Here is a 23,720-nt window from a genome sequence, read left to right as displayed (position 1 = left end):
GTACTATTTAAATTATTCGACTATAATGAAAAACGTTATATTAAATTTCATATCAAATCCTCATCTTTTGCATTAGATGGGGTAGAGGTCGCGATTTATAAGAGTATCCTATTGGAGATTTAGTGAAATCTAGGAAAATAGGAAAAAGGATAAATCGCCGAAGCTTTTGAAATCACTATTTTCAATAAAGCTGGGGCTGCACTCGAACAGGGGCAGAACTGTCACAATTCCTTTGAATTGTGGAGAACTATCACAAGAAATGCAGAGAGATGAGGGTGTATTTAAAGCACTGTCACATAAAAGCGGCAGTGTTTTTTTTATTTCAAAGGAGGAACACAAATGAAAAAGCTTTCTATTTTTTTAGTTGCAGCAATGTTGTTGCTTTTATCCGCATGCGGTACGCAGAAAAATGACCAAGGGGAAAAGGAAACAGCATCAAGCGAATCTGACAATGAGTTAGTGAAAGAAGGATCATTAACATTTGCGATGACAGGGCAGTATCCGCCATTGAACTTCCAAAAGGATGGTAAATTGACTGGATTTGATGTAGAAATTGGAACTGAAATTGCTAAACGGATGGGGCTTGAGGCGAATCCTGTAACCAATCCTTGGGAAACAATTATTCAAGGGCTGAAATCAAATAAATATGATGCAATTATTGGAAGCATGACTGCAACACCTGAACGTGATAAGCAAATTGATTTTACTGAACCGTATTATCTATCCGGTGCACAAATCTTCGTTGCAGAAAATAATAAAGATATTCAGTCAAAAGAAGATTTACAAGGTAAAACAATCGGAGTAATTCAAGCTAGTACTTGGAAGGATATGGCTGAAACATTAACTTCTCCAGATAAGGTGAAAGGCTATCCAGTTGACGTTAATGCACTTCAAGATTTGGCACTTGGACGCCTGGATGCGGTTATCACCGATAAAATTGTTGGGGTAAGTGCTAAAAATGAAAAAGGCTTAAAAATTGAAGCTATTGGGGACTTGTTAAATGAGGACCGCGTAAGTATAGGGGTTGCTGAAGGAAATAAAGATCTCGCAAACAAAATTAACGAGGCGCTTCAGTCCATGATTGACGATGGTACGTATGAAGAGATTAGTATGAAGTGGTTTGATACAAACATTATGCAAAAATAGCTATTAGTATTGCAGGCAAGCGCCTTTTATTAGGCGCTTGTACTATAAAGGAAGGAGGCTGGTCTCATGATTTTTTTACAAAATATCACGGATATTTTTAGTGAACATGGAGTTGCCTTTTTAAAAGCTTCTTGGATGACAATCTCAATAACGGCTATTTCCCTGCTGTTTGCGATGATTATTGGACTTATTATTGCTGGTTTTAAAATTTCTTCAAAAAGGATTCTGAATTGGATTGCCGATATTTATATTGGAATTATCAGGGGCACGCCTCTCATTGTTCAGATTATGTTTTTGTATTATGGGTTGGCCAATATCATTAACTTGGACAATTTCACAGCAGGTGCATTGGCATTAGGTATTCATACAGGTGCTTATATTGCTGAAATCTTTAGAGGATCCGTACAATCAATTGACCGTGGACAGATGGAAGCTGCAAGGTCTTTAGGAATGTCTTCTTCTCTTGCAATGAGAAGAATTATTTTTCCGCAAGCGTTCAAAAGATCGATCCCCCCCTTGGCCAATCAGTTCATTATCGGCTTAAAAGATTCTTCCCTTGTTGCTTATATTTCGGTAACAGACCTATATAACACTGCTCTGGGAGTTCAGGGAGAAAACTATATGCCATTCGAAACTTATTTCGTGGTCGGAATTTATTATTTAGTCATTGTGCTTATTTTCACTTGGATTGCTAAACGGATTGAGCAGAAAATGGATGTTAGCAAACCTAAGGAGGTTGTTATAGCATGATTGAAGTTCAGAATCTTTCTAAATCCTTTGGGAAGCTTGAAGTCTTGAAAAATATTAACTTACGTATAAATGAAAAAGAGGTAGTTGTTTTAATCGGTGCCAGCGGATCGGGTAAAAGTACGTTATTACGATGCCTAAACTTTTTAGAAGTGGCACAAAACGGTGAAATTTTTATTGACTCGGATAAAATAGACATAGCGAAAACGGATTTAAATAAAGTAAGAGAAAAAGTGGGAATGGTGTTCCAGCACTTTAATCTTTTCCCTCATAAAACCGTGCTTGAAAATATTATTGAGGCGCCGATTTTTGTTAGAAAAAAGGCCAAAAGCGAAGCGATTGTAAAAGCAAAGGAACTTCTTCAAAAGGTAGGCTTAGAGGATAAGGCCAACTATTATCCTGAACAGTTATCAGGGGGGCAAAAGCAGCGTGTGGCAATTGCAAGAGCGTTGGCGATGGAACCAAAAGTAATGCTTTTTGATGAGCCGACTTCCGCCTTGGACCCTGAGCTGGTCGGAGAAGTTCTTCAAGTTATGAAAGATCTCGCAAGTGAAGGGATGACAATGGTAATTGTGACCCATGAAATGGGTTTTGCAAAGGAAGTAGCAGATCGGGTCATCATGCTTGCAGATGGCAATATTATTGAAGAAGGACATCCAAATGATATCTTTGTCCAGCCAAAACATGAGCGAACACAAAGGTTTTTAAATCAAATACTTTAAAAATAAAAAGCCTGTCTTCAGCTGTATCGGAAGACAGGTTTTTTGCTGTTAGTGATATTGCAGCGAACCATAATTATAAGTAAATAAGCTTTGTTAGAATCCTTTCTGAAATTAAGGGTATTCCTTATTATGTAAAATAAAACATAGCTAGTCATGTACTAATAAACAAATAAAAACTCCTAAACACAGTTTTAGGAGTTTTTCGCTTCTCGTCAATTTTTTATTGTAAAAATCATATCAAATACATTGAAAAAAATGAAGACACGTGTTAAATTTATATAGATATACACTAATTTTTATTTATAGTGTATATTATCCCTATTTTAATTATATATGTATTTTTTTCATTAGTCAACCCTTAAATATTTTCGAGGAGTGAACGCTATGCACGCGGATTTCCAACAAGAACAAAAACGGTTAAATGGTGTTAAGGACGTTATTAGAGAACAAATGCTTCAAGTAGAATCGGACACATCAGAGCTCAAAAATGAAGTGGTAAATATCCGCAAGCATTTTTGGGATGAAGTTAAAGTGAATACAGATACATTTGATGATTTTTTAGAAACGATTATTAGCTTAAGACAAGAAACACAGGCCTTGTCTGTTAGCCAAAGTACGTACAGTCACGCAGCAAAACGATTAGAGACGTTACGTCGTATGCAGGCAGTTCCTTATTTCGGACGCATCGATTTTTTAGAAGAGGGCTATACGGCACAAGATCAAATCTATATTGGTATTTCTTCTCTTGTAGATTCAAGCGGGGAGGATTTCCTTATTTATGATTGGAGAGCCCCGATTTCAAGTGTTTACTACGATTATGAACCAGGTACTGCACAGTATATAACACCAGAGGGCAAGATTTACGGAAGATTGGAGAAAAAATGGCAATATGTTATTCGTGACGGTGAACTGCAGTCTATGTTTGACACAAGTCTTACAATTGGTGATGATATTTTGCAGCAGGTGCTTGGAAAAGGTACGGATAAGTATATGCAAAATATCGTAGCAACGATTCAAAAAGAGCAAAACCGTATTATCCGCCATGATCAAGGGCGCTTGCTTATTGTGCATGGAGCAGCCGGCAGTGGGAAAACATCCGCAGCGCTCCAGAGAATTGCGTTTTTGTTATATAAATATCGAGATCATTTAAAAGCAGACCAAATTGTCTTATTTTCACCGAATGCTATGTTTAATAGCTATGTTTCCAATGTGCTGCCGGAGCTTGGTGAAGAAAATATGCAACAGGTTACATTTCAGGAATATTTGGATCATCGTTTAAGTAAGGAGTTCCAATTAGAAAATCCGTTTGACCAATTGGAATATGTATTAACAGCAGGGAATACTTCTTCTTATGAAGCAAGGGTTAAAGCTATCCAATTTAAAGCATCCGGCCGGTTTTTTGAGGCAATTAAATTATACAGGGAAATATTAGAGAAGTCAGATATGCTCTTCAAAGATGTAAAATTCAGAGGAGAAATCATTGTCTCAGCGCAACAGCTGGCAGATAAGTTCTATAAAGATGATACCTCATTGAATTTTCATAGCAGGCTGGAAAAGCTGACACAATGGCTAATGAATCAAATAAAAGAAATAGAGAAGAAAGAGCGCTTGAAGCCTTGGGCAGAGGAGGAAATCGAGCTGCTCAGCAACGAGGCCTATCATAAAATTCACAAGTATTTAGCAGAGAAAAATGGCTTTGCACGAGAGGAAATGGCGGATTATGAGATGGATCATGAAGCGCTTATTCGAGTAATCGTCCGCCAAAAATTAAAGCCATTAAGAAAAAGAGTTCAAGCCCTCGATTTTATTGATATAGACGGGATATATAAGCAGCTTTTTGCGGAGCCATTATTGATACAGAGTCACTTAGGGGTGGAAGTACCGAAGGAATGGGGAGAGATTTGCCAGGCTACACTTCAAATGCTGGAAGCCGGGAAACTGTATTATGAAGATGCGACACCATTTTTATTGCTGCAGGAGCTGATTCAAGGCTTTCAAACAAATCGTTCAATAAAACATATCCTCATTGATGAAGCCCAGGATTATTCCCCATTTCAATTTGAGTTTTTAAAGCGCTTGTTTCCTGCTGCAAAGATGACAGTATTAGGTGATTTTAATCAAGCAATCTTTGCCCATGCCAGTGAAGTAGTGGATTTCCAAGTTCTTAGTGATTTATATGGAGAGGATCAGACAGAGGTAATCAATATGACGCGTAGTTACCGTTCGACGAAGCCGATTATCGAATTTACCCGCAGCCTCATTAAAAATGGTGAAAATATTATTCCATTCGAACGTGCGGGCGAGATGCCCGTGCTGACTCAAGTAAAGAGCCATACAGAACTGCATGAACATATTATATCTAAAGTTGCAGCTTTGCGAAGTCAAGGTTATGAAAGCATTGCAATCATATGTAAATCAGCAGAAGAAAGTAAGGCTGCATTTGAGGCTTTGAAGCAAATCGAAGGCATTAAGCTCTTGAAATATGGTTCAGCAGAATATGAACAAGGGGTTGTAGTGATTCCTTCTTATTTGGCAAAAGGCATTGAATTTGAAGCAGTCATTATTTATGATGCATCCGAGCAAACTTACGGTGATGAAAGTCTACGTAGAATTTTTTATACGGCCTGTACAAGGGCGATGCATGAGCTCCAGCTTTATAGTGTAGGAAAACCGAGTCCATTTATGCAAAGTGCGGTACGGGAAGAGTTCATCCGGATGGAGCCAGGTTTCTAATTATTAGATACGGGAAAGCCTAGGTAACAATGAGAAAATGTAAATAAAAAAATTAGTAGGATTAGATTTTCTGGAAAGAGGAGTTCCCCTAGCTAGTATAGGATATACAAATTAATGTCAGGCTTTTAGTTACATCAAGGTGAATCGTATCATCAGTAAGTCTGTTTTTTAAAATTATAAAACCAGCACGCTTTGGAAGGTGCTGGTTTTATAAGGAATTTATTTAATATCAATATTTTGAGCATATTTTTATTTAAGGTTTGGTACATAAAATCAGTACATCGGCTTTCAATGGTGTGTTAAATAATTCGAGAAATTAACTAGCGCTGTTGAATATAGGAGTGGATAGAAAACTGGCCTATAACAATACTGGAGAAGTAAATGAGGGTAGAACTTCACTAAAGGAAAAATCACGTTAAGTGGCAGACATAAAAGCTAATATAAGGTATCCATGAATAATTAGGATTTTACATCCTGGGTCTGGACTTTTTTACTTTTGTTTTTATCGATGGTTGATTAAAGTACCTATATTGCTTCTATATGATGACCACTAGCCTAAGATGAGGTGGGCTGCACATATGGATAGTAAAAAAATTTAATCCTAAAATTTGAGCTTTGAAATACAGTAGGGGATAGAACGCTTTACATAAATTGAGCAATAGAAGAACAAAAGAGAAAAAAGTAATGAGAAAGGGATACTTAAAAGAACTGGAAGGCTGACACCGGGCCAGATACTCATGCCTATTTGTTGAAGACCAAATGTGCGTAAAATGCCTGCTAGTATTGATAACGCGGCACTTACAATCAGTCCAGCATATAGTACGGATAGAACCGGGACAGCGAGTAAACAAAAAAATGCTTGGATGATCTTCATTTCTCTTCCCTCCTAATATGCTGCACCTTTGCTTTTGGCGAGATTGAATAGCTTTCTCTGTAATAAAGGGTGTGTATAGTACAATGATCACCTATGATCACTACATCCCCGTTAACAATTTCCGCATCTGTATAAGAAAGTTGAATATGTTTCCCCTTTATATTTTTAGAAACGAGCTTTTTATTAGTAAATAAAGAAATAGATAGCTTATCTTTTTCTATACGTATTTCATCAGCAGTAAGTTGTTCAATATCGCTTCTGCCAGATAATTTTAAATAGAATTGCCCTGACTGCAGCTCCTTCGCTTTCACCACTCCTATTCCATCAAACTGTTGAACCTGTAACGTTTGTTCAACTGTCAGCTTTCCTGAGCTGTTAACTTTCGTTATATTTCCATGATGAATCTTTAGCTGTCCAGCATTTGAAAGTTCCTTGATGTCACAAAAACCTTTGATAGTACAAGCTCCTGTATTTCTTAAAATTTCAGCTTTTACAAGAGAACGAAAAGAACTATGGCCATGTGTAGAGATTTTCCTTAAATAGACTTCTTGATGTAAAGCTACGGCACCACGAATATTTAATTCTTCACAGTCTGCGGCCAATTTGTTAATTTTTCCGCTTGTCAGTGTTTTCTTCGTATTTCTTTGGATACGTTCATTCTTCATCCATAACACCCCTTATAATTTAATTGCCATATATTTTAATAATTAAAATATATACTAATTAAATTATATGCATCTTTACTTTGTCAAGACCCATATCACGCTTAGAATCACTCCTCTATTTAGGCAATAAAAAAAGGATTCCTTTTACGAAATCCTTAAAATTCTGCCCATCAATTCATTCACTTCAACTAATACTTCCGCTATATTTGTTATTTTTTCTTGAGGGAATTTCAAAAAAATTTCTTTTACTTTACTTTCGCCCTCCCTTGTTAATGCCATCTTTACAACGCGCCGGTCTTCATTCTCTCTAATTCGCTGTAATAAATTTAATTTCTCCAGTTTATCGCACATCGACGTAACTGCTCCAGGTGTTACACTAAAGAAATCAGCAATTTCCGTTGCTTTCATTCCACCTTTAATTTTCAATTGGAGAAGGAGGATAAGCTGGTTTTGGGATAATGATTCCCCTTCAGAGAGCATGTTTACAAACAGCATAGATTTTTGCTGTATCTCAAGCATCTCTCTCATTATAATTTCCACATTGTGCATATGTTTATCATTTGTCATTTAATCACAGCCCGTTATAATATTTTACTCATTAAATTTTATAGCAAGTATACAATCAATTATTGTTACTGCCAATATCCCTCTAGTTTTGAGGTTTTTTAATGGCAATTTGCCCCCTCAGTTAAGCAACTCTTTTCTTTATAAATTAGCAGAACGAATAACTTGAATAAAGGCCTCTACGCTTCTTTTATGTTCCATGACCGGAGAAAACACATAAGAAAAAGTTCTAGTAAAAGATTGATTTTCTAATCGAATGATTGACAGATCCCCGTGCTTTAATTCCCTCTCTATTACGCTGTGCGAAAGGAGAGAGATCCCCATCCCTTGAATAACGCTTTCTTTCACTCCTTGATTACTGCTGATTGTAAGTAATGATTTTACTTTTAATCCGTTGGAGCGAATAACATGATTTACGTATTCACGTGTCCCAGAACCTTCTTCTCTTGTAATCCAAATATGGTTTTGCAGGTCATTTAAAGTCATGTCACTCTTAAACCCCGGATAAGCAGGAGAGGAAATAATAAAAAGCTCATCTTGCATAAACGGGTGAATCAATAGCTCTTTGTCATTTGTTTGGCCTTCGATCAATCCGATGTCTACCTGAAACTGCCGCACATGTTGAACGATTTCCTCTGTATTTCTAATAATTACTTTCAGTTCAAGCTTCGGAAAATCCTTTTGAAGTTTAGATAGAAGAGCAGGCAGTATATACTCGCCGATGGTAAAACTTGCCCCTATGACTAATTCTCCCTGGACAGAATGATGGTGCTCTAGAATATCTTCCTTTGTTTGCTCATAAAGGGAAATGATTTGTTTGGCACGATTATACAGTATGTTTCCGGTAGGGGTAATTTGAACATGTTTAGGAGACCGTATAAATAATTCGGTTTGAAACTCCTTTTCTAAATTTTTAATATGCAAACTTACACTGGGCTGAGAAATGTGAAGTGCCTCGGAGGTTTTTGTGAAATTTTTTAATTCCGTAAGAGTCACAAAGGTTTTTAAAGCATCATAATACAACGAAATTCCCTCCTTATTATTAATAATACTAATAGTATCAATCATTTATATGTATTTCACTAATGATTCTCCTTTTTATAAAGTAGAGGTAACAGCAGAAGATAAGGAAGTGTCATCTATGAGTATGGCGACTGAAGAGCAGTCAAAACAACGAAGAATAATTGCTTTTATGAAAGGAATAGGCATTACATTATTTATAGCAATTGCGGCAAAGTATTTATCTGGCTTTCCTTTCTTGTCTATTATGGGACAGTTAGTGATAGCAATTATTCTCGGGATGGTTTGGAGATCACTATTTACCCTGCAGCAGGCTCTCCAGCCAGGTGTGTCTTTTTCAAGTAAAAAGTTACTCAGGGCAGGGATCATTCTTTTAGGAATGAGATTAAATTTAGCAGATATTTATCACGCCGGGACAAGCGTATTTGTTATTGCTGCCATCAATATTGTATTTGCATTACTAGTTGTTTATGGATTGACCCGTTTGTTTGGGGTAGAGAAAAGACTTGGTATTCTTACAGCATGTGGTACGGCAATTTGCGGCGCAGCTGCGGTTGTTGCGATTGCTCCACAAATAAAGGCTAAAGAAGAGGAAACGGCAGTAGGTGCAGCTACGGTTGCTTTATTAGGAACTATATTTACATTAATCTATACAGGATTATATTCTTTCTTGAATCTATCTGAAAAAGGATATGGTGTATTTGCCGGCGGAACACTGCATGAAATAGCCCATGTCATTGCTGCTGCTGCTGTTGGAGGGGATACTGCAGTTGATTTAGCAGTAATCGTTAAATTGACACGTGTAGCCTTGTTAGTACCTGTAGCTCTTATTATAGGATGGATTGTTCAACGGCAAGACAAGGAAAGCGAAGAGAAGAAACTATCGTTATCTATTGTCCCCTGGTTCATTTTAGGGTTTATTGCCATGAGTGCTTTTAACACATTAGGAGTTGTTTCTGAAGCAGTGGCTGACTCTATTGTGAATATCGCCTATCTGTTAATCGGAATGGCTATGGCTGGACTTGGTTTAGGGGTCGAGATAAGTACATTTAGAAAATTAGGAATGAAAGCATTTGTGGCAGGATTTATTGGTTCGGTCCTTTTATCTGTGTTAGGGTATTTGTTAGTGATTTTCTTTCAGCTAAATTAATTAGGTTGGTTATTGTCTAACCGTAAAGTATCAGATTATTAACGATTAATTACTGGAATAATATAACAGTTGTTGTATTGTTAATTGTATGCTAGATTTAGCGTTAAACAAGTGAAATAATCGAATTTTTATTATTTTACGAAAGGCATAGAAAGCGTGCCAAGAATATTTATGGCATGAATTTTATACTTTTAATTACAAGTTAAGGAGAAGTAAATGTATGGCTAATGGAAATGAGCGGGAAATGGTAGAGATGCATGGAGAAGAAGTAGAGGTAGATAATATTTATGCAATCATGCCTCCAGCTGGCACGATTATTGGAGAAGCAACTGAGGAAGAAATGGAAAAAGCTGCGGAGCTAGAATGCAGACATACAGCATTTATACGCCTACAGGATATGAATCTCCAATTTAATGGGGATTCTTATAAAGGGTTATTAAAAGACTTTTTAGATTTTGAAATTGAATCGACTACCTTCTGGCGATCAATCTCGAAGCGCCTAATGATACCTTATGAGTGGCCAATCCGAATTGATCATGCAAATGGACCGATTTATATGGGACCACATGATTTTGATAACGAATCGGATGAAGATAAAGAAGTATAAGCATTCCTATTAGAAAAGCGCTGTAGTATTAATATTCTAAAAAGATTTAGGAACATACTTGAATTATTGATAGAAAACCATCACTCGAATAGTACCAGGCATATTCAAATAAAATGAATATGCCTGTTTTAAAATAAAACTACCACCTATGTACCCCAATGTGTGATGGCATAGAAATATTCTTCGGGATTTGGATCATTCTCTAAATAACCGCCATAGCGGCAAATCAGTAAACCAAACGTTAAGCCTTCGTCAAATAACCAAAAATCTCTCGAGTCAATACATTCCCATAAGTCCTGGAAATGCTGAATAGCCCAATGACTTTCTACCATAAATAATGGGCTGTTTTCAATGCCTAATAATAAATATACTTGTTTATGGATTGGCTGCATGGATGTAACAAACCGTAATACGTCCTTCTCCCAGCTTACCTCAACTCGATTGTTTGGGTATTTTTCTATAAATTCATGGGTATGCAGTTCAAAATTCCACTTTTGATTAACATTCATTAAAGCTTTCTCTAGTTCTGGTGTTGTTATATAGGAGCTGTTTTTTAGTATAGCCGCGATATTCAAAGGGAGCTGGTTAATAACATTGCTTCTATGATTTTTTTGTTTCGCTATCTTTAGCTTTTCAGCAAGCTTCTTTTTGAGTTCGTCTTTCATATTAATACTCCTTATATAATGAAGAAATCTATTCCTCGGTTTTATACGATAATCTGGCAATTTATTTGACTTGGTCAATCAGCTGCTGGACAGCGGCTACTCCTTTATGAATAGAGCAAGCAGCAAATCTTTCCCCCTGCGGTTTCTGCCAACAAGTCCTCACTTTCAATATTCATTAATCTGTAAATTTACCTTTTGGAAAAGCGGCTGCATTGCCGATTGATAACTAAAGGTAAGATTTTTTATTAAAATATTTTTCGTCACCTTTAGTTCCTCCTTCAACTTACAAACAAAAAACCTTATGACAAAAGCTGTCCTAAGGTTTAGCTGTACGTGTAAAAAGTTTACGCCCTTTTTATATACGTAGACAGTGAGCAAACGAAAAATGACAACTGTAAGTGTTTGAATTGAAACGATGTGTTTGCCATTGCAGCTCACCTTCTTTTATGATTATTATCATTACTTTACCATAATATGTAAATTATAAATACACTTTTTCAATATTAGTCTAAGCATTTTTATTCTTTTTACAGGGAAAAGAATGTAGTAAATTCACTGTAGGCATACTAATACGCTTTACCTATGGAATGATGATACGATAATTAAAAAGAAAAAAGAGTAAAGGAGCGGAATTTTATGTTCCTGGACAAAATGAGGGGTCAGCTAAATGACAATCAATCCCTGTTTATTGGGGAGGAGACGGCGTTTCGTTCAGCCGTTTTAATTCCATTAGTTCAGATAGATGGAGAGTGGCATGTCTTGTTCGAGGTGCGTTCTTATACAATGAGGAAGCAGCCTGGTGATATTAGTTTTCCTGGTGGACGAATTGATGTGACTGATCCATCTCCATTAGCGGCGGCTTTACGTGAAACTTATGAAGAATTGGGAGTAGATCCAAAAACAGTTGAAGTGATAGGGAGCCTGAGTCCATATATTGCTTCTCCGACATTTGTCGTCTATCCATTTGTAGCGGCTATCGATTCCAGGCAGATTATTCATTCTTTCAACAAAGAAGAAGTGGAAGAAATATTCACTGTACCGGTAAAATGGCTTTTGGAATATGAACCTTATATGCACCTAGTCTCGGTTGAACCGGTACCGCCATCAGATTTCCCATTTGAGAAGATTATGAACGGCACACAGTATCAATGGAGAGCCCGTGCTATGGAAGAATGGTTTTACGATTACGGCAAATATACTATCTGGGGCTTGACAGCCAGGATTTTAAAGCATTTTATAAAGGTAATAAAATAAGTTTTTTATAAAACCAAAGCAGCTTTTCAGGAAGCTGCTTTGGTTTTATTTTGTATAGAAAATCAGTAACCGGACCGCAGGATTAGTCTTGTTATTAGCCCCTCGGTTACAATCTTTTCTTATTTAAAGATAGGCAGCTTTTTTAACATTGCACATACTGGAATGGCAACCAGGAGGCCCACCCCATTTTGTACGAGGTTTCCAGGAATTGATCCTAATGGCACCACCCAGCTGCTAAAGAGAACACGCTCGCAAATATAGTAACCGGCCAGCATAAAAGGAACAGAACAAATGAGAGCTATTAAATTAAAGATAAAGCTTTTTCCTTCACGATTACCTGACCAGGCAATTTTCCCGACAATATATCCTTGCAGACCACGTGTCAGGAATGTAAAGGGTGCCCATAACGTCCAGCCGGATATCAAATCGAATAGTCCCATTCCAACTGCTCCAGCAATAGCGCCTTTCTTAGGACCGAATAGAATGGAAACGATAAAGAGCATAGCTGTCCCAAGGTGCACCAATCCGCCATTTGCTGTAATGGGTAATTTAATATTGATGAAAAGAGTTGCCACAAACACGAGAGATACTAACATAGCAGTTAGAATCAAATCGAAAAGGCGAGTGTTTGTATAGCTTTTAGCTGTATTCATAAAAATCATCCTTCTTTTTTATTTGTTCCAACATTAGCAGGCTCCTGATGCTTTTAAAAGTATCACTTTATTGAAAAATTATAGGGTCAGAGTATCGTTTTAAAATAATCTTACTGTGGATATAAGCAAATAAAATATATTTTTGTAGAATAAGGAAATCTATAAAAACAGTTTGATTTATTGAATTTAATAGAACAAGACAGGGGTATACGATTTTTAAATAATAGTGTAAAGTTATTATACTAGTAACTTTATAGGAATAATAAAGTTTACGAATTAATGGATTTATGGGGTAATAGTGCATTATGAGGGAAAGAAAGGTATAGTATAATAAACATTCTGAGTAAAAGTCCGACATAACAAGCATAACAGTATTTTACCTGCCGAGGGTGAGGAGTCTTATCTTTTCAAGATAGATTCAACTTTAAAAGATAAGGAAGTACACACGATATTATGAAGAAATCTAGAATAAAACTTGTACTGATTCTATCTGCTGCGCTACTTCTTTTTTTTACTAGTTTAAGTATTTATACTTCGTATAAAAAGATTATTGGTACAGTTGAGGAATCTATTGCAAACCAGACATTAGAAGCAGCAAAATCCATTGCTGCAGAGATAGATAGGGTTGCTTATGAACGTTTTTTAGAAAACCCCACAAAGAATAAACATTATTGGGAATTAAGAAGTTATTTAAACGATGCTCGAGAGAAGCTGGGTGCGCTATATGTTTATACTTTCAATGTAGATAATCCAGTAGTCTCTACGACATGGATTGTAGGGCATCCTCCGAAAAGCTCGTTAGCACGTGAAGACTTTCCGATAGGAGAAGTCTGTACTGTTCCAGAGGAGCAAGTGAATATTGCGTACTATAAGAAAACAACTTTTGTAACTGATATTATAAAAGACCCTAAATACGGTACTTATCTAACTGTAGGGGCCCCTATAAAAAATGAAGAAGGGGACGTTATCAGCTACTTAGGAATTGATATTAGTGTGAATACGGTTAATGATATTAAGGGGCAGGTACTAAAAGACAATCTCTCGCTTTTTATTTTTAATGGTGTATTCATTATTGTGGTAATTGTTTCCTTTTTATTTATGCAAAGATGGTATCAAAAGGAAGTGCAGAAGGAAGTAGGATATACAGAGGATACCTATCAAGCGGAAATCAAAGCATTAATTGCCTCTGTTTCTTCTTTACGTCATGATTTTACGAATCATATTCAGGTCGTGCACGGCCTTCTTCAAATTGGGGAACCAGAGCAGGCACAGCAGTACTTAGCCTCCCTTAATAAGGACATCCAGTCAATTGAAGTAATAAAATTAGGTGTAGATCACCCAGGTCTTCTTATTCTTCTCCAAACAAAGAAGCTTGCTGCTCAAAACCATGCTATTGATATGGATATTTCCGTCTCAGCAACTTCATTTGCTAGCATTAAGACGACCGATTTAATTAAAATTTTATCGAATTTGATCGACAATGCGATCGATGCTACAACAGAGCTCCCTGAAGAAAAACGAAGAATAGAAATTCACTGTGAAGCAGATGAGGAACGCTATATATTTAAGGTTGTTAATACAGGGCCAGCCATCAAGGGTGATGCACAAGTATTTAACAAAGGGTTTACGACGAAGAAACCGGAAGAGGGCAAAATTAGAGGCCAAGGCTTATTTATCGTAAAGGAAGTAGTCGGTAAATACGAAGGGAAAGTCTCTATTTATCCATCAGGTGAGTTTGAAACGACTGCTATAGTAGAAGTTCCAATAAAATAGAGAGAAGCTGAGGCTGTCCAATTGCTGGACAGCCTTTTTTACTTCTTACTTGTCCCCTAAAAGCCGCTGTCATAGTAAGACGCTCTAGTGAATAGATAATGAGAAAATTCATTTCTTTACAACACGGTAAAGAATGTTTTTTTTGAATAGAGTTGGGAACTGTAAGAATAACATAACAGTTTAAACAGGAGGTTCTTGCAGTGAAAAAGCAGACGATTTTTTCAATATTTATTATTAGTCTTGCTGCTTTTCTTCTTGTACTTATTATAGGAGTCGAGGGGCCAGAAGTCGTAGAGGGGGAGGAATCCCAGTTAATTGAAACAAGGCAGAAATTTTTTGGTGAAGGAAATGTAGACCCGGCAACTGGTGATATTACGAAGGATAAAGTAATCCTTTCCTGGATCGGTGTTTCAAATTTCGCAGCAGCGATTAACGGGCATGTAATTTTGCTTAATAGCTGGATTCCAGGCGGGGAGAAAGGAGACTACGTTCCAGCTACTGTAAAAGAGCTGATCTCCTTACAGCCTGAAGCGATCTTTATTGGACATGCGCACTATGACCATTCGGACAATGCAGCAGCTATTAGTGAACAAACAGGCGCTATTGTTGTAGGTACGCCGGAGCATTGCAATAAGATAAAAGAAGATGCGGCAAACGCAGAGATTATTACATGTCTTCAGGCCGTTGGGAAGGATGTAAAGCCTGGAGAGATGAGCCAACTAAATTTTTTAGAAGGTGTGCGGATTACAGCACTTTCTCATATTCACTCAGCCGTTACAGTTCCCGATATGCAAGATAAATCACATGGATTCTTCCCTGAAAAGTCTTTTGATAGCGAGGCACCAATGGGAGATTTGAAGAAACTGCTTGGCGCAATCGGGGAAGATGAGGGCGGGACTTTAATGTATCAATTTCAGATAGGTGAATTCACTTTGACATGGAATGATTCAGCAGGGCCGATTAAAGAAAAGGAACCAGGCTTGATTAAGGTTATGAAAAACTTACCACGGACAGATGTTCAGGTCGGGGCTATTGTGGGGTTCAATCAATATTTCAATGGCCTGCGTGATCCAAGGATATATATGGAGGCATTAGAGCCAAAGTTATTTGTACCAACACATCATGACAATTGGGCTCCTCCGATTACCACGGCTGCCAAAAATTATAAAGCAAATCTTCAGCAGGAACTTAAACTGTTGGCAGAAGAGAAACGACCCGAGCTTCTATTCCTCTCTGATCCCGAAGATTATGTAAATCCTCAAAAGCTCACATTTACTGTGCATGAAGAGAGATGGAAGTAACTCATTTCTTTCTGAATAAAAGTGAATTTGTAACACATAGAAATATTCTCTTTTACGTTTTTTAAGAGCGCTTACTATTATCGTTTCTGTTCCACATGAAATACAAATACCCATCATCCACAAAAAGGATAATGTAAAGAGGACAGAGAAAGTATAGGTTGGTCATTGTAAAGGAGGAGGCATTGTATGGCATTTGAGCAGGAATACTTAACGGTTATTCAACGACGCTTTTATAGTGTGAAGAAATTAGGAGATGATACATTATCACAGCTTTCGGATGAAGATATCCAATGGCGTTTGAATGAACAATCAAATAGTATTAGTGTAATCGTCAAGCATATGTACGGAAATATGTTATCACGGTGGACAGATTTTCTAATAACGGATGGAGAAAAGACAACGAGAAACCGGGACGAAGAGTTCAATGATACAGTTACAATGAAAGAAGATGTACATTCGTTATGGGAGGGAGGATGGGGTGTTGTTCTGAATGCGCTTGAAGCATTGGAGCCGTCTGATTTAGGAAAGACGATTACCATTAGAGGAGAGGCGCATTCTGTCATTGATGCGATCGAGCGGCAGCTCGCTCATTATGCCTATCATGTGGGGCAGGTCGTATATATCGGCAAACAGATAAAGGGGAGGGATTGGAAAACGTTAAGTATTCCTATCGGCAAATCACAGGAGTACTTGGAAGATATGCTGAAAAAGCATGGTTCTGACAAGTAAATTTTTTCAAATAGATTGGATAAATGTATGGAAGCAAAACCCCAAGGGATACTAATCCCGTGGGGTTTATTTTATTAAGAAATTCTAGTCGGTAAGAGTACTTTTCTTAAAGTGAGTTTGACTTCCAGCTATCTATACGTGTACGTATCAGAAGCCAACAGTGCTTGAGAAATCTCAATAGGCACTGTACTACATTTATTATTAGTGGACTTTGTGTTCTTCTTTTAACTCGGCAATAGCTACTTCAGAGCGCTCTTCTAATGAACGTCTCAAATGGACGGTTGCCGTCTTTTGATCGCCATGTAACTGATCAATCCAGACGGAGACCCCGTTATAGCTGACTTCGTATTCCGAAGGGGAGTTAACAATTTCCTGAGCACGCTGGTAATCCATAAGATAACCCCCTATTTTTTATGACGTTGACGGCTGGCAGCTTGCGCAATCTCTATCAATTCTTTTGAAAACTCTTCTCTTATTTTGTTTGGAGGAATCTTTTCGTTTTTTGGTGTCTGCGGCAGTGTGTCTTTATTCTGGCTGCTTCCTTTTTTATCATCTCTACCCATCATGACTGCTCCTTTCGTATAGATTATTTTTAATATGGCATCCAGCCGATTTTTTATCACAGGGAAAATTCATGAGAGAGAGAAAAATGACTCCAATAAAGGAACGTTCCCTTACTGTAGTGAAAGGGCATGCTGCTGATTAAAATCGGGTATGTATAGAATTAACGGTAAGTTAAAAGCTAAAGGTGAGGTGAAAAGATGTGAAGGAATTTTATGCAGACCTACATATTCATATTGGCCGTACTGCGAGCGGGAGATCTGTGAAAATTACCGGCAGCCGAACGCTTACATTGACCAATATTTTGAAAACAGCTACTAGCCGCAAGGGGCTGGATCTTATCGGAATTATTGACTGTCATTCTCCTGAGGTTTTAATGGAGCTAGGAGAGCTGGTTAGGCAGAATGAGATGATAGAACTGCCAGGCGGAGGCTTACGATATGGTGATACGACATTAATTCCTGGTTCTGAGATTGAACTGTATGACCAATATTGTCATGGTCCGATACATGTCCTTGCTTATTTTCCATCCCTGGAGAAAATGAAATTATTTTCTGAATGGATGAGTCTTCATGTGAAAAATATCCACCTCAGTTCACAGCGTATCTATGTTGAAGGAAGAGAGCTGCAAACAAAGGTACATGAACTGGGCGGATTATTTGTTCCAGCTCACGTTTTTACACCCTTTAAAAGTTTGTATGGAAAAGGGGTACAATCAAGTCTAAATGAGGTATTCGATGCCGAACAAATTGATGCCATTGAGCTTGGATTAAGCTCCGACACGCATATGGTGGAGAGAATTGAAGAGCTGCAGCAGTATCCATTTTTGACGAATTCGGATGCTCACTCTCTTGGTAAGATAGCCCGGGAATATCAAAAAGTTCGACTGGAGGAACCAAGCTTCAATGAATTGAAAAAAGCATTGAATAAGCAGGATGGCCGCATGATTGTCGCTAATTATGGATTGAACCCACTGCTTGGCAAGTACTATCAAACCGTCTGTGCCAAATGTGGCTGGCAGATAGATAAAGAAGAAGCACCTTGTCCGCATTGTGGAGGTAGCACGTTTATTAAAGGTGTTTCCACTCGTATACAAGAGCTTTCAAGGGAAGAGCTGTCTCCTATTGACCGACCACCATATATTCATCAAGTTCCGCTGGATTTTATTCCGGGTCTTGGCCCGAAAAATTTTGACCGATTACTTCAGGCTTTTGGTACGGAGATGGCAATTTTACATGAAGTGACGAGAGAGCAGCTTGCAGCAATCGTTCCTGAAAAATTGGCAGTATGGATTGATAAAGCGAGAAAAGGGGAATTATCTATTACCCACGGTGGTGGCGGAAAGTATGGGAAAGTGGAGGATGAGTAATAAATTATTGCTTGTTAATGCAAGATAAAAGGGTGGAAAAGAACTTACGCAAGAAATATAGTAAAGCCCTTTATAACTTTCTGCCGTTTTGCTCATAATACAAACGAAAAGGAAGGACGTGTTGGTCATTCTAACAGAAAAACAAAAAGCAGAGTTAAAGAAGATGTTACTCGAACAGAAAAATTCAGCACAGGAATTAATAGATGAGGATGATTTTTTAGACAAGGGGAGTCTGCGTGATTCGGTAGACGAATTATCAACGATTGATAATCATCCTGCAGACTTGGCAACTGAGTTATTTGAACGCGAAAAAGATATGGCATTGAAGGTTCATAATAACGATGAACTCACAAAGGTAAATACTGCACTAGAAGCTATGGAAAATGGAACGTATGGTGTTTGTATTACATGTGGAACAGAAATTCCTTATGAACGTTTAGAAGCTCTGCCGTATACTTTGTTCTGCATCGATCATACAGACGCCAAATCAGTGCCTACTGATCGTCCTGTAGAAGAGCAGGTGATTCTGCCACCGGTGGACAATTCCTTTGCAGGGCGGGATGATAAAGATGACATCCATGATTATGAAGATACGTTCCAAATTGTTGCACAGTATGGTACATCGGAAACTCCATCTGATTTTGAAGGGGATTTTGATGATTATAATGAGTTATATGATGACCCTGAAGAAATGGGAATGGACGAAGAAATTGAATCACTGCCAATTTCAGAGATTGACGAGCTACCAGGACAGGTTTCTAGAAAAGAAATCGAACGGGCTCGAAAAGATGACTATGCTGAATAAAGAATAGTAAGTTAAGGAACGGAAAACGGCGCTTCTTCTAGCCAGATGAAAGCACATCCATATTTTAAAATATGGATGTGCTTCTTTGCATTTCACCATTTATAAATATAAGGCAGCAAGGAATATTCCCAATGCTTCTTCATAAATCTCATCAAATTGGGCAATAGGAAGGGGGTTCGTGCCAAGACCAAGCTCAACCGTAAAGCCAGGACGGCGCCAATCCTGGATGAACCAATCCTTATAGCCAGCGTAGCTGTCAACCGTTCTAACTGGTTCATATCCGCTTACCCGCCCAAATTCCTCGGCCAGTACCTCGTTTTCGGGGGGCTCAAGGTTTTCAAATCCCCAAAAGATTACTTCGCCCTGCGTATGGAAAGCCAGCACACGTGCAAAATCACGTCTTCTTGTTAGATCAGCCATCGCTATAGACTCTGGTTGTGATAACGGTCTTTCTCCTCCATAATCCCTCGGCCCAGGTGTTTTCGGATTATCTTCTCTTTCCCTTTCCCATTCTGCTGGGAACTGGTCATTCAAATCTACACCATTTATATTTGCCTTCCAGCCTGAAAAATCCATACTGCCGCTATTCCATTCGACTACATTATTTTGATAAGGCTCTTCTCCAGGCGGGCCATGTAATACTAAATTGACACCATCAGGATTCACCATTGGGACAACGGAAAGAATTGTTTGTTCATATAAAAGCGAAGTGACAACTCCGCGAATTGTATGTTGGTTCGTAAGAGAAAGAGCATAATCATTTAAGAAAGTCATAATGACCGGTGTAGTAATCCATTCATTGGCATGGAAGGAGCCATTATAGTGAACTCTTTTATCTCCTCTTCCAACCAGCACTTCAGGTAATTCATTCCCTAATACTGAATCTCCAATAGAAGAAACTTGTAAAAAGGGGTAGATCGTCAGTAAGCGCTGTAAATCATTTCGCATCGTTTCATAATCATAATTTTGTTTACCGTTGACGAGCCTCCATGTAACGCGAAGTGGGACGTTAATTGTTTGGCCAATCTGTAAGTAGTCAGGATTGACCGTTGGATTTAGAAGAAGAAGAGCATCTAGGGGTAGATTACGCTGTCTAGCAATTGACCATAAGGAATCATTCACTTTGATTTGATAGCGCTGAATGGCATAGCCGGGTATTCGGATCCGCTCTCCGAGGGCTATCCGTTGTGGATTGAGATTTCGATTGGAGTCGATGATTAGCTGGAGAGGGATTCTAAATAATTGACTATAGTACCAAAGGGAATCCCCTGCTCTCATATATACATCCATGTTGTGCCTCCCTGTATTGAAAGCTCCCATAATATATGAAGAAGAAAAGTAATTTATGAACTGTTAGTTTGTGACCAAGGCTTTAGAATTACAAATTAGTGGAGTAAAATTAAAGGTTACTATATACATCGTATGATTTTATATTTTTATACTTATTTTTACTGCCTGTCATGTTAAATTAGCAATATAAAAAATTATGTTAATGATAATAACTGATTTCGATACTACTTGCTATTTAAGATATTTCCATTCAAAATAAAAAATATGGAAAAAAAGGGAGGTTGATTATTTCCTCATGAATGAAGTGATGAAACGAAATAACGTAAAAGTGATAGGACAGGGAGAGAAAATAATGATGTTAGCCCATGGATTTGGTTGTGACCAAAATATGTGGCGTTACATGGTTCCATTATTCGAAGAAGATTATCGACTTGTGCTATTTGACTATGTGGGAGCAGGAAAATCAGATATAGAATCATATGAATCCGCAAAATATAATACATTACATGGCTATGTTCAAGATATACTCGATATAATAGAAGAACTACAACTTGAAGATATTATTTTTATCGGACATTCCATCAGCGCCATGATCGGAATGCTTGCTTCGATTAAGCGACCGGACTGCTTTGATAAACTAGTCATGATTGGAGCCTCTCCGCGATATTTAAATGACAGTGATGGCTATTACGGAGGGTTTGAAAAAGGAGATATTATGGAGCTGCTGGATATGATGGAGATGAACTTTGCAGGGTGGGCAAGTTACTTGGCCCCTCTAGTGTCGGATGCTGCGCAAAATCCAGAGCTGACGAAAGAGATAGAGAAAAGCTTTGTTTCTACAGTACCATGGGCAGCACGTGAGTTTGCAGAGGTAACCTTCTTTTCCGATCATCGGGAGAGTCTGTCAAAAGCAAATCTTCCTACGCTGATCATTCAATGTTCAAATGATAGCATTGTACCGATTGAGGCAGGAGAGTATTTACATAAACATTTGAAAAATAGCACCTTTTATCTGATGGAGGCAAAGGGACATTACCCTCATATCAGTAAGCCAGAAGAAACAGGGGAAGTTATTGCGAAGTTCTTACAGAACAGCTAAGGATGGAAGAGGCAATTAAGGGAGATATATTATGGAAGAACGTTTAAGAAATGCGCCATGCGGTTTTCTTTCCATTAATGAAAATGGGTGTATTGAGGAGGTAAACGAGACCTTCCTCGACTGGATGGAATATAAAAAAGAGAATCTGATTGGAAAGCATGTAGAAAGCCTTTTACCGATGAGCACTAGATTAATTTTTCACTCTTATTTTTTCCCTAACATTAATCTGCATGGCTATATAGAAGAATTATTTATCAGTTGCCGCAACGCGAGTGGCCAATCTATTCCTTTCCTGCTGAATGCAAGATGCACTGAGTGGAAGGGAGAAAAGGTTATTGATTGTATTTTAGTACAAATGAAAAAGCGAATGGATTATGAGCAGGAGCTTCGGGTTACGAAAAGGAAGATGGAAGAAGCTTATATAGAAAAGGGGCAGGCACTTGCCAAGCTGGAACAGATCTATCGTGAAATCGAAAAAACACAGGCAGAGCTCTTGGCTGTCAATTCCAATTTGATAGAGCTATCAAATACAGACAAGCTTACGGGTCTTAAAAATCGCCGTTTCTTTCAGGAAAAGCTGGAAGAGCAGATTTGTTTCTATCATCAAGAAGGAACCCCTTTTTCTCTCCAAATTATAGATATTGATTACTTTAAAAAAGTGAATGATACGTATGGGCATCAAGTTGGAGACATTGTATTAGGTAAACTAGCAAGGATTTTAGAAAGCTGTGCTCGTGTGACTGATATTGTGGCCCGGTTTGGAGGAGAGGAATTTACAATCCTTCTTCCTCATACAGATGTTGGCGAATCGAAAATACTTGCAGAGCAGTTAAATCAGGCAGTTGTAAAGGCCATATGGGAGGAAATAGGGAGCTTGACGGTGAGTATTGGAATTGCTACGTTTACAGAGAAAGATAACGAAACCTCTATTCTTGTCAATGCAGATCGAGCTCTCTATACTGCTAAAAGAAATGGCAAAAATCGTGCCCTTCATTTTGATGAAATAGAGTAAACAGTTTGTTCTATAGTGAAAAACCGCATCCCACTGAATTTGTTCCAGTGGGATTTTTTCAATATATACTTGCAAAGGAAGAGGATACGATGAACATTCCTGCAGATTTTAAAAGGAAAATGATGACCGTCTTCGGGGAAGAAGGAGAGAAATGGCTATCCTTTCTTCCTGCTTTGGTAGAGAGATATACAGAAAAATGGCAGCTTTATATTGAGGGTCCTGTAGATAATCTTTCATATAATTATGTAGTAAAGGCAAGAGATTCGGAGCAGCATCCCTTTATTTTAAAGTTTGGCATACCAGGATTGGATGTTACACGTGAAATACATGCCGTAGAAATATATGGTGGTGAGCGTTTTGCAAAACTAGTAGCTTTCGATGAGGCAGATGGAGTTCTATTGCTTGAGCGGCTGGAGCCTGGCAATATGCTGTCTGAAGTAAAAGATGAGGAAGCGGTTATTCTACAGTATATAGATGTATGGAAGGCAATAAGAAAGCCCGCAAATCCATCATTCCTCTCCATTTATCAGTGGTTTAATGGACTTGATGAGTATACGAAAAGATATCCGAAAGAAGACGGTCCTATTTCAGGCAAACTTGTAGCACAAGCACGTCACTATGTAAAAGAGATTCAAACAACATCAGCAGGTGATGAATTGCTGCACGGAGATCTCCATCATTATAATATTTTATATGATCAAAAATGCGGATGGTGTGCGATTGATCCGAAAGGTGTAGTAGGGGATGTGTATTTTGATTTCGTCCCTTTTCTTTTTAATGAGCTGCGAAGCCAAAGCATTTTAAAACAACGTGTAGAAAGCATCTGTATTCTGCTGCGTGTAAATAAAAAGAGATTGCTTAAAGCATCTATTGCACTTCTTATACTTCAAACATGCTGGGCGGTAGAAGATGAAGGGAACCGGAGAGAAATGCTGACCACTATTCAGTGGCTTGAGGATCTCTTAAACGAATAAAACACCG

24 protein-coding genes and 1 riboswitch are annotated in these 23,720 nt (G+C 38.0%); of the genes, 15 read left to right on the top strand and 9 right to left on the bottom strand.

The genetic code is table 11. From position 1 onward, the window contains the following. The first annotated feature begins 74 nt into the window (after positions 1-74). Positions 75-258: riboswitch (Lysine riboswitch) on the top strand. 81 nt (positions 259-339) lie between these two features. The 4 genes from AA0Y26_RS22235 (at position 340) to helD (ending at position 5,348) form a co-directional block, all read left to right on the top strand. After that, a complete protein-coding gene (locus AA0Y26_RS22235; RefSeq protein ID WP_413364152.1) occupies positions 340-1,146 on the top strand; it encodes a transporter substrate-binding domain-containing protein in 807 nt (268 codons plus the stop codon). Positions 1,147-1,212: 66 nt separating this feature from the next. Continuing rightward, on the top strand, positions 1,213-1,896 hold the full coding sequence (locus AA0Y26_RS22230) for an amino acid ABC transporter permease (protein WP_413364151.1): 684 nt from the start codon (positions 1,213-1,215) through the stop codon (positions 1,894-1,896). Further along, positions 1,893-2,615 carry an amino acid ABC transporter ATP-binding protein gene (locus tag AA0Y26_RS22225; protein WP_413364150.1) on the top strand — a complete coding sequence of 241 codons (723 nt, stop codon included), beginning with the start codon at positions 1,893-1,895 and terminating at the stop codon, positions 2,613-2,615. Before AA0Y26_RS22230 ends, AA0Y26_RS22225 begins: the two co-directional genes overlap by 4 nt. Positions 2,616-2,999: 384 nt before the next feature. Then, on the top strand, positions 3,000-5,348 hold the full coding sequence (gene helD, locus AA0Y26_RS22220) for an RNA polymerase recycling motor HelD (protein WP_413364149.1): 2,349 nt from the start codon (positions 3,000-3,002) through the stop codon (positions 5,346-5,348). A 601-nt stretch (positions 5,349-5,949) separates the two neighbouring features. Here the strand turns inward: helD and AA0Y26_RS22215 are convergent. From AA0Y26_RS22215 to AA0Y26_RS22200, 4 genes are all read right to left on the bottom strand, one after another. Then, on the bottom strand, positions 5,950-6,222 hold the full coding sequence (locus AA0Y26_RS22215) for a hypothetical protein (protein WP_413364148.1): 273 nt from the start codon (positions 6,220-6,222) through the stop codon (positions 5,950-5,952). Then, positions 6,219-6,887 carry a hypothetical protein gene (locus AA0Y26_RS22210; protein WP_413364147.1) on the bottom strand — a complete coding sequence of 223 codons (669 nt, stop codon included), beginning with the start codon at positions 6,885-6,887 and terminating at the stop codon, positions 6,219-6,221. The genes AA0Y26_RS22215 and AA0Y26_RS22210 overlap by 4 nt, the downstream gene beginning before the upstream one ends. Before the next feature lie 144 nt (positions 6,888-7,031). Next, the gene (locus tag AA0Y26_RS22205; protein WP_413364146.1) at positions 7,032-7,454 is read right to left on the bottom strand and encodes a MarR family transcriptional regulator; all 423 of its coding nucleotides are present in this window, start codon (positions 7,452-7,454) and stop codon (positions 7,032-7,034) included. Positions 7,455-7,592: 138 nt separating this feature from the next. Beyond that, positions 7,593-8,474 carry a LysR family transcriptional regulator gene (locus tag AA0Y26_RS22200; protein ID WP_413368354.1) on the bottom strand — a complete coding sequence of 294 codons (882 nt, stop codon included), beginning with the start codon at positions 8,472-8,474 and terminating at the stop codon, positions 7,593-7,595. A 124-nt stretch (positions 8,475-8,598) separates the two neighbouring features. On the opposite strand from AA0Y26_RS22200, the gene AA0Y26_RS22195 reads away from it, so the two are divergent. Beyond that, positions 8,599-9,621: a YeiH family protein gene (locus AA0Y26_RS22195; protein WP_413368352.1), complete on the top strand. Its 1,023-nt coding sequence runs from the start codon at positions 8,599-8,601 to the stop codon at positions 9,619-9,621. Positions 9,622-9,841: 220 nt separating this feature from the next. After that, complete coding sequence (locus AA0Y26_RS22190) at positions 9,842-10,228, top strand: hypothetical protein (RefSeq protein ID WP_413364145.1); 387 nt, start codon at positions 9,842-9,844, stop codon at positions 10,226-10,228. Positions 10,229-10,374: 146 nt separating this feature from the next. Here the strand turns inward: AA0Y26_RS22190 and AA0Y26_RS22185 are convergent, their stop codons facing one another. After that, complete coding sequence (locus AA0Y26_RS22185; RefSeq protein ID WP_413364144.1) at positions 10,375-10,893, bottom strand: hypothetical protein; 519 nt, start codon at positions 10,891-10,893, stop codon at positions 10,375-10,377. 636 nt (positions 10,894-11,529) lie between these two features. On the opposite strand from AA0Y26_RS22185, the gene AA0Y26_RS22180 reads away from it, so the two are divergent. Continuing rightward, positions 11,530-12,147 carry an NUDIX hydrolase gene (locus tag AA0Y26_RS22180; protein WP_413364143.1) on the top strand — a complete coding sequence of 206 codons (618 nt, stop codon included), beginning with the start codon at positions 11,530-11,532 and terminating at the stop codon, positions 12,145-12,147. A 119-nt stretch (positions 12,148-12,266) separates the two neighbouring features. Here AA0Y26_RS22180 and AA0Y26_RS22175 read toward each other — a convergent pair whose 3' ends face one another. Continuing rightward, the gene (locus tag AA0Y26_RS22175; RefSeq protein WP_413364142.1) at positions 12,267-12,800 is read right to left on the bottom strand and encodes an ECF transporter S component; all 534 of its coding nucleotides are present in this window, start codon (positions 12,798-12,800) and stop codon (positions 12,267-12,269) included. Between the two features lie 453 nt (positions 12,801-13,253). Between AA0Y26_RS22175 and AA0Y26_RS22170 the strand changes: the two genes are divergently transcribed. The 3 genes from AA0Y26_RS22170 (at position 13,254) to AA0Y26_RS22160 (ending at position 16,603) form a co-directional block, all read left to right on the top strand. Beyond that, on the top strand, positions 13,254-14,573 hold the full coding sequence (locus AA0Y26_RS22170) for a sensor histidine kinase (RefSeq protein ID WP_413364141.1): 1,320 nt from the start codon (positions 13,254-13,256) through the stop codon (positions 14,571-14,573). Between the two features lie 200 nt (positions 14,574-14,773). Then, positions 14,774-15,874 (top strand): MBL fold metallo-hydrolase, encoded by a 1,101-nt coding sequence (locus AA0Y26_RS22165; RefSeq protein ID WP_413364140.1) that lies wholly within the window; start codon positions 14,774-14,776, stop codon positions 15,872-15,874. Positions 15,875-16,060: 186 nt separating this feature from the next. After that, complete coding sequence (locus AA0Y26_RS22160; RefSeq protein WP_413364139.1) at positions 16,061-16,603, top strand: DUF1572 family protein; 543 nt, start codon at positions 16,061-16,063, stop codon at positions 16,601-16,603. Between the two features lie 201 nt (positions 16,604-16,804). Here AA0Y26_RS22160 and AA0Y26_RS22155 read toward each other — a convergent pair whose 3' ends face one another. Continuing rightward, positions 16,805-16,996 (bottom strand): small, acid-soluble spore protein, H family, encoded by a 192-nt coding sequence (locus tag AA0Y26_RS22155; RefSeq protein WP_413364138.1) that lies wholly within the window; start codon positions 16,994-16,996, stop codon positions 16,805-16,807. An 11-nt stretch (positions 16,997-17,007) separates the two neighbouring features. Then, positions 17,008-17,226, bottom strand: coding sequence for a YfhD family protein (locus AA0Y26_RS22150; protein ID WP_413364137.1), 219 nt, complete (start codon positions 17,224-17,226; stop codon positions 17,008-17,010). A 140-nt stretch (positions 17,227-17,366) separates the two neighbouring features. Between AA0Y26_RS22150 and AA0Y26_RS22145 the strand changes: the two genes are divergently transcribed. Then, complete coding sequence (locus AA0Y26_RS22145) at positions 17,367-18,533, top strand: endonuclease Q family protein (RefSeq protein ID WP_413364136.1); 1,167 nt, start codon at positions 17,367-17,369, stop codon at positions 18,531-18,533. A gap of 118 nt (positions 18,534-18,651) precedes the next feature. Next, positions 18,652-19,338: a TraR/DksA C4-type zinc finger protein gene (locus AA0Y26_RS22140; RefSeq protein WP_413364135.1), complete on the top strand. Its 687-nt coding sequence runs from the start codon at positions 18,652-18,654 to the stop codon at positions 19,336-19,338. Between the two features lie 99 nt (positions 19,339-19,437). Here the strand turns inward: AA0Y26_RS22140 and AA0Y26_RS22135 are convergent, their stop codons facing one another. Beyond that, the gene (locus AA0Y26_RS22135; protein WP_413364134.1) at positions 19,438-20,628 is read right to left on the bottom strand and encodes a M14 family metallopeptidase; all 1,191 of its coding nucleotides are present in this window, start codon (positions 20,626-20,628) and stop codon (positions 19,438-19,440) included. A gap of 295 nt (positions 20,629-20,923) precedes the next feature. On the opposite strand from AA0Y26_RS22135, the gene AA0Y26_RS22130 reads away from it, so the two are divergent. The 3 genes from AA0Y26_RS22130 to AA0Y26_RS22120 all read left to right on the top strand — a co-directional run bounded on the left by AA0Y26_RS22130 (position 20,924) and on the right by AA0Y26_RS22120 (position 23,713). Further along, positions 20,924-21,727, top strand: coding sequence for an alpha/beta fold hydrolase (locus AA0Y26_RS22130; protein ID WP_413364133.1), 804 nt, complete (start codon positions 20,924-20,926; stop codon positions 21,725-21,727). A gap of 31 nt (positions 21,728-21,758) precedes the next feature. Beyond that, complete coding sequence (locus tag AA0Y26_RS22125; RefSeq protein ID WP_413364132.1) at positions 21,759-22,739, top strand: sensor domain-containing diguanylate cyclase; 981 nt, start codon at positions 21,759-21,761, stop codon at positions 22,737-22,739. Between the two features lie 89 nt (positions 22,740-22,828). Further along, positions 22,829-23,713, top strand: a complete 885-nt coding sequence (locus tag AA0Y26_RS22120; protein ID WP_413364131.1) for an aminoglycoside phosphotransferase family protein — start codon at positions 22,829-22,831, stop codon at positions 23,711-23,713. The last annotated feature ends 7 nt before the right edge of the window (positions 23,714-23,720 follow it).

It is taken from the genome of Lysinibacillus canaveralius, from assembly GCF_047301505.1.
Taxonomy (GTDB): Bacteria; Bacillota; Bacilli; order Bacillales_A; family Planococcaceae; genus Lysinibacillus_B.
This window is presented reverse-complemented; position numbering and strand designations above follow the sequence as displayed.